Annotated in this window: 11 protein-coding genes; 4 read left to right on the top strand and 7 right to left on the bottom strand. The window is 43.2% G+C overall.

What is annotated here, in order from left to right:
* Window positions 1–6: 6 nt before the first annotated feature.
* Window positions 7–2,397, top strand: coding sequence for a leucine--tRNA ligase (gene leuS / locus AC04MM_RS06465; protein ID WP_475379512.1), 2,391 nt, complete (start codon window positions 7–9; stop codon window positions 2,395–2,397).
* A gap of 122 nt (window positions 2,398–2,519) precedes the next feature.
* Entirely contained in the window at window positions 2,520–4,481 is a 1,962-nt protein-coding gene (gene speA / locus AC04MM_RS06460; RefSeq protein ID WP_475379511.1) for a biosynthetic arginine decarboxylase, read from the top strand.
* Window positions 4,482–4,998: 517 nt separating this feature from the next.
* Here speA and AC04MM_RS06455 read toward each other — a convergent pair.
* The 6 genes from AC04MM_RS06455 to AC04MM_RS06430 form a co-directional block, all read right to left on the bottom strand.
* Window positions 4,999–6,381, bottom strand: a complete 1,383-nt coding sequence (locus AC04MM_RS06455) for a hypothetical protein (protein WP_475379510.1) — start codon at window positions 6,379–6,381, stop codon at window positions 4,999–5,001.
* 71 nt (window positions 6,382–6,452) lie between these two features.
* Window positions 6,453–7,190 (bottom strand): hypothetical protein, encoded by a 738-nt coding sequence (locus tag AC04MM_RS06450; protein ID WP_475379509.1) that lies wholly within the window; start codon window positions 7,188–7,190, stop codon window positions 6,453–6,455.
* Window positions 7,174–7,920 (bottom strand): NTP transferase domain-containing protein, encoded by a 747-nt coding sequence (locus AC04MM_RS06445; protein ID WP_475379572.1) that lies wholly within the window; start codon window positions 7,918–7,920, stop codon window positions 7,174–7,176. Before AC04MM_RS06445 ends, AC04MM_RS06450 begins: the two co-directional genes overlap by 17 nt.
* A gap of 44 nt (window positions 7,921–7,964) precedes the next feature.
* Complete coding sequence (locus AC04MM_RS06440) at window positions 7,965–8,999, bottom strand: ABC transporter permease subunit (protein ID WP_475379508.1); 1,035 nt, start codon at window positions 8,997–8,999, stop codon at window positions 7,965–7,967.
* Between the two features lie 12 nt (window positions 9,000–9,011).
* Window positions 9,012–10,022 (bottom strand): ABC transporter permease subunit, encoded by a 1,011-nt coding sequence (locus AC04MM_RS06435; RefSeq protein ID WP_475379507.1) that lies wholly within the window; start codon window positions 10,020–10,022, stop codon window positions 9,012–9,014.
* A gap of 311 nt (window positions 10,023–10,333) precedes the next feature.
* Window positions 10,334–11,974, bottom strand: coding sequence for an ABC transporter substrate-binding protein (locus AC04MM_RS06430; RefSeq protein ID WP_475379506.1), 1,641 nt, complete (start codon window positions 11,972–11,974; stop codon window positions 10,334–10,336).
* A gap of 215 nt (window positions 11,975–12,189) precedes the next feature.
* On the opposite strand from AC04MM_RS06430, the gene AC04MM_RS06425 reads away from it, so the two are divergent.
* Both AC04MM_RS06425 and AC04MM_RS06420 read left to right on the top strand, forming a co-directional pair.
* Window positions 12,190–13,272, top strand: a complete 1,083-nt coding sequence (locus AC04MM_RS06425; protein ID WP_475379505.1) for an agmatinase family protein — start codon at window positions 12,190–12,192, stop codon at window positions 13,270–13,272.
* Between the two features lie 5 nt (window positions 13,273–13,277).
* Window positions 13,278–13,904, top strand: a complete 627-nt coding sequence (locus AC04MM_RS06420; protein WP_475379504.1) for a 16S rRNA (guanine(527)-N(7))-methyltransferase RsmG — start codon at window positions 13,278–13,280, stop codon at window positions 13,902–13,904.
* Between the two features lie 71 nt (window positions 13,905–13,975).
* On the opposite strand, the gene AC04MM_RS06415 is transcribed toward AC04MM_RS06420, so the two are convergent.
* The gene (locus tag AC04MM_RS06415; protein WP_475379503.1) at window positions 13,976–14,446 is read right to left on the bottom strand and encodes a TraR/DksA family transcriptional regulator; all 471 of its coding nucleotides are present in this window, start codon (window positions 14,444–14,446) and stop codon (window positions 13,976–13,978) included.
* Window positions 14,447–14,461: the final 15 nt, after the last annotated feature.

The following is a 14,461-nucleotide window of genomic DNA, read 5'->3' as shown; positions in this document are numbered from 1 at the left end:
GAGCGCATGAAACACACTGAAATCGAATCAAAATGGCAACAGGCCTGGACAAAAGCGCAAGCTTATAAGGCTGAAAACAACTCTACCAAACCGAAGTATTATGCTTTGGATATGTTTCCGTACCCGTCTGGGTCTGGCTTACATATGGGCCACATCGCCTCTTACACCCCGACCGATATCGTCTCTCGCTATAAACGAGCGATGGGTTTTAATGTGCTTCACCCGATGGGCTATGATGCTTTTGGCCTTCCAGCTGAACAGTATGCTATCCAGACCGGCGTACATCCGGCGATCACCACAGAAAAATCGATTCAGAGTTTCCGTGCCACTTTGCAGCGCTATGGTTTCAGCTTTGACTGGTCTCGCGAAATTTCAACCGCTGACCCGAATTACTACAAGTGGACGCAGATGATTTTCTTAAAACTTTTTGAAAAAGGTTTAGCGTACCAAAAAGAAGTTCCGGTGAACTGGTGTCCGGCTTTAAAAACCGTGCTAGCCAACGACGAAGTAATCGACGGGAAATCTGAGCGCGGCGGTCACCCCGTAATCAGAAAACCGATGAAGCAGTGGATGTTAAAAATCACGGATTACGCCGAACGTTTATTAAATGACTTGGACAAAGTCGACTGGCCAGAGCGCACCAAAGAGGCGCAACGTAACTGGATCGGCAAATCCGAAGGTGCAATCGTCAAATTTAAGATCAAAAATTCAGATGAAGCTTTTGAAATCTTCACGACCCGTCCGGATACTATTTTCGGCGTCACATTTATGGTACTTGCACCGGAGCACCCGCTGGTGATGAAACTGGTTTCGCAGGGACAGGCAAAGGCCGTTGCCGATTACATCGAAGCTTCGGCAAAAAAATCTGAAGTCGACCGTAAAGCCAACACCGAAAAAACCGGTGTTGCCACCGGCGGTTTTGCGGTCAATCCGGTTACCGGCAATGAAATTCCGGTATGGATCGCCGATTATGTGATGATGGATTACGGTACCGGCGCGATCATGGCCGTTCCTGGTCATGACGAACGTGATTTTGAATTTGCAACGCAGTTTAAATTACCAATCGTGCGCGTGTTAGAATCTGATACGGATTTACCATTTACTGGCGAAGGCAAATTAACGAATTCAGCAACTTCAGAAATCAACTTAAACGGTTTAACTAAAACCGAAGCCATCAAAAAAATGAGCCAGTACCTTGAAGAAAAAGGCCTGGGTAAAAAACAGGTGCAGTACAAACTGCGCGACTGGTTATTCTCGCGCCAGCGTTACTGGGGTGAACCCTTCCCTGTTTACCATGAGAACGGCCAGATCAAGCCGGTGCCGATGAATGAATTGCCGGTTTTACTTCCGGAAGTGGCTAACTATGAACCTTCAGATAAAGGTGAAGCTCCGCTGGCCAACAACAAAGACTGGGTTAAATACGGCAATGGCCAGCGTGAAACCGACACTATGCCGGGTGCTGCCGGCTCTTCGTGGTATTTCTTACGCTATGCTGACCCTCACAATGACTTAGCGCCGTTTTCGCCGGAGGCGATCAAGTACTGGCTTCCGGTAGATCTTTATGTCGGCGGTGCCGAGCATACGGTCGGACACCTACTTTACTCACGTTTTTGGACCAAGGTTCTTTTTGATGCCGGCATGATTTCGGTTGATGAACCGTTCAAAAAACTGGCGCACCAAGGGATGATCCTCGGCCCAGATGGTGAAAAAATGTCAAAATCCCGCGGCAATGTCATCCCGGCGGATGAAGTGGCCAAAGATACCGGTGTTGATGCTTTACGCTGTTACGTCACCTTCCTGGGTCCTTTAGATAAAGACAAACCTTGGGCAGAAAACGGTATCGAAGGGGTTCGCCGTTTCTTAGACCGCTTACACCGCCTGGCTGTAAACGAGCAAACCGGCGAAGTGGTCGCAAATGACGCCGCTTTACCTGCTGAGGTGGAAAAATTATTACACAAAACGATTAAAAAAGTTTCACAAGATATCGAAGCGATGAACTTTAATACCTGCATCAGCTCAATGATGATTCTTGTGAATGAGCTTTACAAACACGAGTGCCGCTCGAAAAAAGCGTTATTGCCATTAGCGCAATTATTACAGCCATTTGCTCCGCATTTAGCTGAAGAAATGTGGCATGTGTTGGGCGGCCAAGGCTTAGTGGTCACTGCCGCTTGGCCTAAATTCGACCCGGCGCTTTGCCAGGACGACACCGTCACCATGGGCGTTCAGGTAAACGGCAAAATGCGTGGTACGGTTGAGCTGGCGCTTGCCGCTGACGAAGCCACTGCAGTCGCTGAGGCCTTAAAAATCACGACGGTGGCCGCAGCCTTAAACGGCGTGCCTCCGGCAAAAGTGATCTACAAACCGGGCAAGATTTTAAATTTAATTGCAAAGTAATTTAGGTCTGACGACAGGATGTCGTCAGAAGCTCAGCCAGGAAGGCAGCCTCGTAAATAATTTATTGCACCCCCCTGAAAATTCTGTATAAAAAAGTATTAAAATTTTTAGGGGGATCTTTAATGGAAACAGTTCCGTCAACGTCTTCGGGTTTACAAACTTTCGCGCACGCCAAATCGGCTTCTTGGAGCCCTGAAAAAAGTGCCGCTCTTTACGGAATCAATAACTGGGGTAACGGTTATTTCCGCGTAAACTCAAACGGTAACGTTGTTGTAACTCCCCACGGCTCAACCGGCCCTTCCGTTGACCTTTACGAACTGACGCAAGAATTGCAAGATCGTGGTATCCGCGTACCAATCATGATCCGTTTTCCTGATATCATTAACCAACGTGTACAATTAATTCACTCATGTTTCCAGAAAGCGATCGCTGATCACGCTTACAAAGGCCAGTTCTGCGGTGTTTACCCGATTAAAGTTAACCAACAACGCCACCTGGTTCAGGAATTAGTTCGCTTCGGCAAAAACTGCAAACTAGGTCTTGAGTGCGGTTCTAAACCAGAACTTTTAGTGGTTCTGTCTTTAATGGACACTAAAGATGCCGTTATCGTTTGTAACGGATTTAAAGATGCTGAGTACATCGAAACAGCGCTTTTAGCGCAAAAACTTGGGCGCCAGATCATCATCGTTGTCGATCGTAAAGATGAATTAAAAATCATCATGGATGCTGCTAAAAAATTATCGATCAAACCAAAAATTGGTTTCCGCGCTAAATTAAATACGCAAGGTGCCGGCAAATGGGTTGATTCAGCAGGGGCGCGTTCTAAGTTCGGCTTAACTGCCGCTGAAATCGTTGAAGGTGTCGAAACTCTTCGTTCTAACAACATGTTAGATTGTTTAGAACTACTTCACTACCACATTGGTTCGCAAGTTCCGGCGATCCAATCTATTAAGTCTTCATTAAAAGAAGCCGCTCGCTTCTACGTAGAATTACACAACTTAGGCGCAAACCTTAAGTACATCGACGTAGGCGGAGGTCTTGGTGTTGATTACGACGGCTCTGGCCACTCTGATTCATCAGTCAACTACTCTGAACAAGAGTACGCCAATGACGTGGTATCGACGATCCAAACTTTATGTGACGAAAAAAACATTCCGCACCCAAATATCATCACTGAATCAGGCCGTGCCTTAGTTGCACATCACTCGATCTTAGTTTTTAACGTGATGGGCGTAAATAATCTTTACCGCCAGCAGCCGCCGATGCCTGCAACTAAAAAAGATCCATCAATCATGCAGGATCTTCAGTATATTTTTGAAAAGTTAACTCCCGAGAATATCAACGAGTGCTTTAACGATACAATGCAGGCCAAAAACGAGATTCTAAATTTATTCACTTACGGAGTCTTAAATTTAACTCAACGTGCTTGGTGCGAAAACATGCACTTCACGATCGCCACAAAAATGTTAGAACTCGCACGCCGAACACCTGATTGCGAAGACATCGTTGAACAATTACGTGAAGAATTATGTGATACTTACTTCTGTAATTTTTCAGTGTTCCAATCAGTTCCAGATTCTTGGGCTGTGGGCCAGTTATTTCCGGTGATGCCGATTCATAACTTAAGTAACGAACCACACCACGAAGCAACCATTGCTGACTTAACATGCGATTCTGACGGCAAGATCGAAAAATTCATCGACACTGAAACTGGCGAATTCAAAAAGACTTTAAGAATTCACCCGTTCAAAGAAGGTGATGCTCCTTATTTCTTAGGTATCTTCTTAACGGGTGCTTACCAAGAGATCTTAGGCGATTTACATAACTTATTCGGCGACACTGATGCCGTTCACATTTCTATCCACGAATCTGGTTACACCGTAGATCACTACGTTCCAGGCGATACCGTAACTGAAGTATTAAGCTACGTTCAGTACGGCCGTGCCGAAATGGTTGATAGCGTTCGTCAGTACACTGAAGAATCGATCGCTGCCGGCAACATCTCAAAACAAGAAGCCAAAGCGTTACTTAAACATTACGAAGAAGGCTTATCTGGTTACACTTATCTTGAGGAAATGGAGTAGGAAATTACTCTCTAAAATTATGAATCGATCGAGGGGATATGGAAACATGTCCCTTTTTTTATTTCTGAATCTGGTTCACAAAATGCAAAAGCGAAATGGTCTTACTCCATTTCGCTTTTTTTATTGTCTTAGACTTCCGACTGACAAGGAAGGAGTCCGAATGACGAATTTTACTATCCCTATAGTAACTTCTCGGAATTTTAAGCGAAATTTAAAGTATTACCTACGGCTAGTTTTACTTCTCTTAGAGATTGTAAAACGCCTAGTTGATTTAATGAGATAACGCTACCGGAGACTTTCGCGCTTTTAAATCATCTTACGTACGTTATGATTTAAATTTATCATTGGAATGACTGACAATGAGCTTAACTGAGTGACTGCGGTTTTGTGTGAGATGGAGTAAGCCTTTTATGCAAAAGTTTGATTTCAGACATAAAAAAAACCCAACTCTTTTCAGAGCTGGGTTTCAAATTTAAAACTTAAATTTTAACTTCGACAATTTAGCTTACAGCTAAAATTACTGCTTATCGAAGAAAGTAGCGCGGGTGAATGAAGTCATATCAACCACTGAGCCGATACCTAAATCAAGGCGGCTAGAGTTGTTTGATAAGTTTAATAAATCACCGTCGTTAGTTAAGCCTACTAAAGTGCTGTTCGCTTTTTGTACGCGTTTAATATCTGCATCAACAGATACACCGTTAGCCGCTACAACTTTACCAGCTGAACCTTCACAAGAGATTTTTACTACGCCAGTTGTTGTTTTAACATAAGCATAGTTTTTATCCGGAGTGTAACCTTCTGGGTAGATAACCGATAACGCCTGGCCACCAGAGATCTGAACTTCAGTCGCTTGGGTCGGCTTTTCACGTTTATCACAGAAAAATTTAACTTTGTTTTTCTCGATGCGAGCGTTCCAGTACCAAGCAAAGTAGTAATCAACGACATTAGCACGAGTTGCAACGTTATCATTGTACTCAGAAGACGCAGGAGAAGTCTCACCGGTAGGAAAGATTTTAACCATCGGTAAAGATTTATCTTCAGGTAAGAACATCAAGCCCATTTTACTTTTTGCAAAGTTACCGAAGTTAGCCGCTGTACCGATAAGTTTCGCTTCTTTTAAGTTAGACTCAATTTGGTAGATTTCACGGTCTGTAGTTAAAGCGATAAAAGCTTCTTCTTTGTTGATCTTAACCGGGGTCTGGAAAGACTCAGCCGCGTAAATTAAAGAAGACGCCTGCGCTAAAGCGCGGTGTGCCGGGTGGATATCTTTACCGTATTGGCCAAGCTGTGCGTAAGTTTCAACTGTCACAGCGTAAGAACCTGCATCAGAGATTTTCTTATCACAAGCGCCGTTTAAGTTAGCGCGTGGACCTTGCGAGCAAGTCACGTGCGGGTAACCTTCGATGTGACGGGCTTCGTGCATAAATACCGAAGCTAAATCAAGCGGTGTAAACGCCGGAGTTAAAGCCATCGGGCAAACGTGCATGGTGTTGTTATGGAAAAAACCGTAAACGAAAGCAATAACACCCGTCGGGCAGCTTTTCTCAATCGCGAAAGTTTTTACTAATTTGGTTGTGTATTTGTACCAGTCGCCGGCAAACGTACCGCGGAATAATTCATCCTGGCTGTTGGTCATCGGTTGAGTGAATTGCACTTTACGGATGTAGTGAATACCCGCAAGTAAGTGAGCCTGTTCCGAACCATCATGGCAATATTCTTTGCCTGATAAGCTCGCAAACTGTTTAAAGTCTTTCGCAATCTGCGTCATATCCGCTGCAGAAATACAGTTGCTGGCATCCGTACCTGGATTTGGCTCCTGTGGAACTACTGGGCCAATGCCGATTTGTGCTTGTGCTGATAATGATAAACCAAGCACTACTGCTAGTAATAATTGTTTCATTTGACTGCCCCCCTTGGTGTCGTCAAAGAGTTCACCCCAAAATGGAACCAGTTTCAACAAGATTGTGTTAGCTATTTAGAAATTTCGGCCAGTTTATTCTCAGCGTAATTTTTTAGGTTTAAGTCTTTTACCGTGGCTGCAATTCGCTTTAATTCGGATAAAGCAGATTTCGCCCGCTCAGGCTCACTTCCTTGCGCTAAATCAGCTAAACGGTTGATCGCCAAAACGCGTAATGCGCGCTCCTGTGTCTGCTGGGTTTCGTAGACCGTATGTGGCTTTGGCTCACCGTCCAATTGAATCGGAGATGAGACTAACGCTGCCAAGTCACCGACTGAGGCGTAACCTGCGTACCCTAATAAATACGCCGCTAAAATGCGCTCGTTAATGTTTGGGTTTTTGGTGCGCGCCACCACCGATAACTGCTTAAACTGTTCAGGCGTCATTTTCGCCGTTAACTGTAAATAACGACTCTGCATCAGATCTTCATTTACATTGAACTGATCCATCAATTTTACTTCAGCGTAAAACCATTCTTTAAACTGTACAGGCGTTGCGGTTGCGGGATCTAAAGTAGGTGCCGCCCGTAACGCCGCAGTAGCAGAAACGGCATGCGCCTGAGCCGCGCCGGCAAATCCGCCTGGTTTATTGGTAATTTTTGCACTCACCGCCTGAGCGGCTTCTTTCACCGTGTTTAATTCATGCATCGGGGTGCGTCCGAATAAAATCCAATCAAACAGCGCAAGTAGCGCCACTAAGACCAAAAAACCGAAGAATAATTTTTTGTTAAGCCACTCACTGGAAATTTTCATATTTTACCTCGGCCCAGTAATGAAAGGCCTTTAAATCTTCAGGAGTACCCCACTGAAAAAATTTATTGATCTCATAAGCATGCACTTTTAAATCTCCGCACACATTCATCAGGGCTTTTGCGGCTAACGACGTGAAAAACTCGCCGTTCCAGCTTAAGTTCTGCTTTTGCTGTTCTAGAAGCGCTGCTTTTAATAGTTTGGCTGATTTAAAATAATATCCGCCAGTCGATGCAAAATCGTCTTCGCGGTTTTTCGAAAAACATTCTTTTTCTTTAATATCAGAAATCACATGCCCTTCGGTTTTGGCGTAACAATACATATTGGCTGTTAGATAATGCGCGTGAAAGCCGCGGTATCCGACAAAGCAGATATCTGAATCATTGCGCTTAACAAAACTTAAAAAATCTTCGGCATTCCATTCTTGTCCGTAGTCACAGTAAGTTACAAAGACCGGCCGATGTTCGGGAATAATCTCTAAGCCGGCAATCACCGTCTGCATCGGACCACCGTTATTCGGTGCAATTGTCGCAAACTGCACGTCAGTGCGCTCGGATTTGATAAAAGCAAAATGACGGTCAGAATAATCTGCGCTGTTAAACACACAGACCGTGGGCCAAGATTTCGGAAACAGATCAAGCACACGCTTGATCATTGGTTTTCCTAATACATTTACAAAGGGTTTTGGTTCAGAGTAGCCAGCCTGTTTAAAGCGGAATCCTCTTCCGCCCATGGTTACTAAAACTACGGGGCTACTACTATCGCCTTCCAAGGTAACTAACCTACCGCCGATTTGGCGTCGAACGCATCACGTACCGCTAAGCCGATATTAATTAATAACGTTAACGTAATAATTAAGGCCGCTGACGGGTACCAAACTAACCACTCTGCCGTGGTAAAGTATTTTTGCGCTTGTTGTAATAACTCACCCCAACTTGGAGTCGGAGCACGTAATCCTAAACCTAAATAGTCTAAGAAAGATAAAACTGAAATATTGGCGGCGATATCAAACGGCGAAAACGTCACAACCGGAGTAATCGCATTCGGTAAGATGTGTTTAAAGATCACGCGACGGTCGTTTGAACCTAAGGCTTTTGCCGCTTCAACATACTCACGCTTACGCAATTGTAAGAACTGGGCACGCATGTAAAGAGCCATCTTGGTCCAATCAAACAGCGCCAAGAATAAAACCAACACCAATAAATTAGGCGTAAAGATTGAAATGATGGTAATCAAGATTAACGTGGTCGGCATCGTTTGCACGATCTCAACTGTACGCATACCCAGTAAATCGACTTTACCACCGTAAAAACCGGTAATGGCACCGATCGTAATACCAACAACATAAGCACAGATCCATGCGCCTAAGGCAAAGATAAATGAATAACGAAGTCCGTATAATAAACGTGTTAAAACATCGCGGCCACGGTCATCCGTACCCATTAAGTTATGTTTAGTCGGTGCTGAAGGATAAGATTCAACAGTGGTGTTTGATTCGAACGGATCCCATTGCACCAATGGCCAAGCGGCCCAGTCGCCTTCTTTAAATTCTAACGAACGGTAGTCCATCACATAGATATCTTCGCGGCCGAAAACCGTCGGGTGATAATCTTTAAAAAGCGGAACGTAAATTTCGCCCTGATATTTCATGATGTGTGGTTTGCTGTTAGCCCAGAACTCAGCCGTGAAGCTGAAGAAAATTAACAGCATGATCATCCACGATGAAAATACGGCTAATTTATTTCTCTTAAAACGGCGGTAACGTTTTAAAGTTAATTCATTGGTAATAAGTCTGTTTTCGATGATGTTCATACTTCTGCCGACCTATTTAAAATCAATTCTTGGATCAACTAAGACGTAGATAATATCACTTAAGATATTACCGATTAATAATAACAATGCCGAAATAAACGTTAAGCCCATGATCACGTTGTAATCACGCGCTAAGATTGAGCTGTAACCTAATAAACCGATACCGTCTAAGTTAAAAACGGTCTCGATAATTAAAGATCCCGCTAAAAACACACGTAAAAAACCACCTAAACCAGTTGCCACCGGGATAAGCGCATTACGTAAAGCATGTTTATAATAAACTTTAGCGTCACTCAGACCTTTAGCGCGCGCAGTACGGATGTAGTCAGATTTAATAACGTCTAACATCGAGTTACGCACCAGCATTGATAACTCAGTGAAGTTACCGATCATGTAACATGTCAGCGGTAATACGAAGTGGTAAGCACGGTCACCGATTTTAGCTAACGTCGTCAGATCGTCGTAATTATCAGATTTGATACCGCCAATCGGGAACCAGTCAAAATACGATCCACCGGCAAACCAAACGATCAAAAAGATACCCAACACCAGCGGAGGGATTGAGTACGTGATATAGAGTAAAAAGCCCGAGATTTGGTCAAAAGCGCTACCAGCTTTGATCGCCTTTTTCACGCCGAGCGGGATACAGACCAGATAAGTTAAAAATAGTGAGGCTAAACCGAATGACAAGGACACCGGAAATTTTGATGAAATCACGTCAATCACCGGCTCTTGATAAGAAAAGCTGTCGCCGAAATCAAATTTGGTAATATTTTTAAGCCAGACGAAGTAGCGCTCGTGCAGCGGTTTATCGAAGCCGTATTGTTTTGCTAAATTATCGAGCATTTCTTGCGACACGCCGGTCGAGCGACCACCATCACCGCCACCGCCCATGCGAATTTTTTGCATTTTTTGCTCGATCGGCCCGCCGGGAGCGGCATTGATAATCAAGAATGTAATTAAAGTAATACCGATAAAGGTAGGGATAGCTAATAGAATACGTCTCAGGATGTAAACGAACATGAGAGTCTTATACTGAGCATGCTCTTTGAGGGCAAACCTTTTTACAAAATCGATGACAATTTTCAGGACAAACCGTGGACATATTCAGACTTAAAAAAATGCCAGGATGGCATTTTTTCGCGCGAGCCCCGTAGCGTAGCGCAGGGGTTTAGGGCAGGAGGAGCCCTAAACAAAAAAACCCAAGGCTAATAAAACCTTGGGTTCAAGTAATTTCTTCATTCAAGCGAGAGAGCTGCGTGAAGCAGCTCCCTTTAGAATAAGGTCTGCCGGAGGCAGATCAAAACAAGAGACAAATAGTTCACGAAAGTGAACTATTTCGTCGCAGCCCACCAAGTGCGGAAACCGAAGTCATACTTAAACGTATCACCAGGAGAAACTACTTTAGTTGATTTACCATAATACTCGTACTTACGGTTAAATAAGAAAACGTAAGGAACGTCGTCAGCGATTAAACCGTACATTTTTTTGAAGATCGCCGTACGTTTTGCAGGATCCAATTCTTCACGGCCCTGTTCGATTAATTTATCAACTTCTGGATTTGCGTAAGTTCCGTAGTTAGAACCACCTTTTGAAGCTGAGCTAGAGTGCCAGATTTGTTTAGGATCTGATTCGATGTCGCCACCGCCCCAGCCCATGGCCCAAAGTTGCATTTGGCGGTCGTCAACATTCTTGATGAATGTATTCCACTCCAAAAGTTTTAACTCCAGATCAATACCTGCTTTTTTGCAGTCTTCTTTTACGATCGTCCACTGTTTTTCAGAGTCTTTATTTGCGTAAATGAAAGATAATTTTAACTCTGTTTTTTTACCGTTGATGGTTTTTTCTAACACACCGTTTTTATCAGCATCTGCCCAGCCAGCTTTAGATAATAATTCTTTAGCTTTAGCCGGATTAAATTCGATAGGCTTACGGTCAGGCGATTGTTTAGTTCCAACCGGTACTGGCGAAGTGGCTAAGTGATTTAGGTTTTCAGAAAACTTTTTGTTCATTTCAGCGCGGTTTACTAAGTGAGCAAAAGCTAAACGAACGTTTTTGTCGGCTAAGATTGGATCTTTAAAGTTAAAGCCAATGTAACCGTATGATTTAGGCATATCGTTTTTCACTGCTAAAGCGACGAATTTTTCCGCTGTAAATTTAGGCTTAAATGGCTTGCCAGTCGCTTTTAGGTAAGCGTCTGTAGATTTGATTTCAGCATAGTCGATATCGCCTTTTTTAAGACGCTCAACTAAGATGTTATCGTCTTTGGTAAAACGAAAATTGATTTGGTCAAAATTAAAAAAACCTTTTAAGTGAGGTAAATTCCAGCCGTACCATTTATCGTTACGTTTGATCACGATCATTTGGCCTTTGTCGTATTTTTCTAATTTGTACGGGCCAGCACCGATGGCATCTTTTTGCATTTTAACAGACTTAGCAATATCGCCGTAAACTGATTTAGGTAAGATTGTTAAACCGCAAAGTACTGATAAATTCTGGAAGTATTTTTCAGACGCTGTGAATTTCACCGTGTGTTTATCAACAACTTCGATTTTTGTGATTTTTTCGAAGTACGGAAGTAAATTTAAAGCTTGGTGTTTCGGCTCTCTGATTGTTTCTAAAGAGAACTTAACATCTTCAGCAGTTACCGGATCACCGTTATGGAAAACAGCATCTTTTCTGATCGTGAAAGTAAATGTTAAACCGTCTTTGCTGGTTTCCCATTTTTCAGCGATACGTGGCTCGAAAGCCCAGGTATTGAAATTGTTCGCGCACAGTGAATCTTGCACGTAGTTATTGAAGTATTGGTTGTAAACATCGCCACCCATAATTGGATGTAAGCTTTCTGGCTCAGCATCGAAGTTATAGTTGAACGTTCCGCCTTTAGGAGCAGAAGGATTGGCATTTACCGCTTGAGCAATAGATGCTAAGTGCATTGTAACCGCCGCTACTGTGATTAATTTAAAGAATTTCATGTGAAAACATTCCCCTTTCAATTCGTTAGCTAGATTAAAGGACTCTTTTTTGGGTTCAAGGGATAATTTACTTTTTTCAGCATATTGCCGCAGATAGCTAAAATTTTGAAATCACAATGAAATTTTCGTTGCGGAGGCTTAGGCCACCGAGCTATCTATCCGTAACCAAAAGTGCTAATTTGACTAATATTTTTTTAAACTCTAATGAGGTTTCTATGTCTGCAAACGATACCCCCCGCAAACCAAAATTCGATGCCACCACCACTATTTCTTCTGAATTCGGGATCTTCGGCATCCCGTTATCTGAACAAGAATGCCAATTAGTTATGCTGCCGGTTCCGTGGGAAGTGACCACTTCTTACGGTAAAGGAGCTTCTAACGGCCCGCGCATTATCCGCCAGGCTTCAGAACAAATCGATCTTTTCGACTTCGAAACCAAGACCGCTTATGAGGCCGGTTACTTCATGAAAGAAATTTCTGAAGAAATTAATAATAAATCTAAAAACTTTAAAGAAATCGCGCAAAAAGTAATCGCTATGAAAACCGAGCAGTCTGAAGACAAAGCGACAATGGATAAATTAACCGCACAGGTTAACCAGGCTTCGCGCGAATTAACCGACTGGGTTTACACTGAAACAAAAAAAATCTTAAATGCCGGTAAATTATTTGGTTTAGTCGGCGGCGACCATTCAACTCCGCTTGGTGCGATCAAAGCTATCGCTGAACAACATAAAGACGGTATCGGCGTATTACATATCGATGCTCACTCTGATACCCGCAAAGCCTACCAGGGCTTTGAGCAATCACACGCATCCATCATGTATAACGTGATGAACTTACCTGAAGGCTCGCGCCCAAAAAAATTAGTTCAGGTCGGTATCCGTGATTTCTGCGAAGAAGAATTTGATTTTATCAAATCTCGCTCTGATATTAAAACTTTCTTTGATCTGCCGACAAAACAACGTTTGTTAAAAGGCGAAAGCTGGGCTTCAATTGCCCAGGATATCGTGTCAGAGCTTCCGCAAAAAGTTTACATCTCGTTTGATATCGACGGCTTAGACCCGCGCTTCTGCCCATCAACAGGTACACCGGTGATCGGCGGTTTATCGACTGACGAAGTGTTCTTTTTGTTTTCAACGTTAGCCGCTTCAGGCCGTCAGATCGTGGGTTTTGACTTGAACGAAGTTTCAACCGGCGAAGAAGAAGAATCTGAGTGGGATGGCAACGTCGGCGCACGTATGCTTTATAAACTTTGTAACTGGTCTGTTGTCACGAACAGCAAAAAGCAATTACAATAATCAGCATGTCGACACTGTCAGCGTATTTTGATTCAAGAATACCGTTAATGCTTGAGCTTGGCTTTCGCGAAGACGGTATTGCTACGCTTAAAAAATACGTCGAACTTCTATGGGCGTCGAATGAAGAATTAAATTTATTCAGCCGGAAAATGACTGTGGAAGAGTTAGTGGATAATCACGTGCTTGATTGTTTATTGCCGTTAAAACAGTTTCCCAAAGGCATTAAATACGCCGCCGATCTTGGTGCCGGCGGTGGTTTACCGGGTGTGATTTATGCCATTCAATTTCCTGATACCCGCTACATCCTGTTTGAAAAAAGCGTGTTAAAGCAAAACTTCCTAAAAAAATGTGCAGCTTTAGCGCCAAACCTGGTGGTTAACGGTGAAATCACGCATGACCTTGATAAAGTACAGATTGTCACCGCGCGTGCGTTTAAACCGATCGATGTGATCTTGGATATCACCCGTATTTATTATGGCAAAAAAGGTAAGTATTTCTTACTTAAGGGCCGCCAGGAAAAAATCGATGAGGAATTGCGCGACGCTAAAAAGAAATTCAAAGATTTAAAAATCGAATCCATCCCGCTTAAATCACCAGTCATGGATGTCGAACGCCATTTAGTTTTGATTTAATTTTATCGATGCTCCAAATAAAAAACCCGCTCCTAGAAGCGGGTTTTTTATTTTAATTTCAATTTTGAAAACTATCTCGCGTAACGTTTATCAACTGATTCGCGGATTTCTGCACCTTCGATGCTTAAACGTGTCCATGGGATCGCTTTAAGTCTTTCAGTTTCGATGATTTCTTCAGTCTCTTCGCAAAAGCCGTAAGAACCGTTTTCGATTCTTCCTAAAGCGCTTTCGATTTCCATTAATTGTGAACGTAAACGGTCCGTCTGAGTCATCACTTCTTGTTCAGCAAGGATTCTCATGGTTTGGTCAGCTTCATCACCGCCACGCTCGAACTGATCTAGTTTACCACGCGCTTCTTTTACACGGTTTAATAAGTCTGCTTTAGTTGTTAATAATTTTTCGCGGCACTCAGCAATCAGAGCCTCACTTAATTTCGGAGCCTGGAATTCAACTTTTGGTGCTGCTGCTGGTTTTAATTCAGCTACTTTCGTGGCAGTTGCTTTTGCTTTTGTCGCTTTCGGTTCAACCGTTGCTTTAGCCATGGTACCCTCCTTGTT

It is taken from the genome of Bdellovibrio sp. SBM16, from assembly GCF_056175625.1.
Note: the sequence above shows the minus strand (reverse complement) of the source record. Positions and strands in the feature narration are given on the sequence as shown.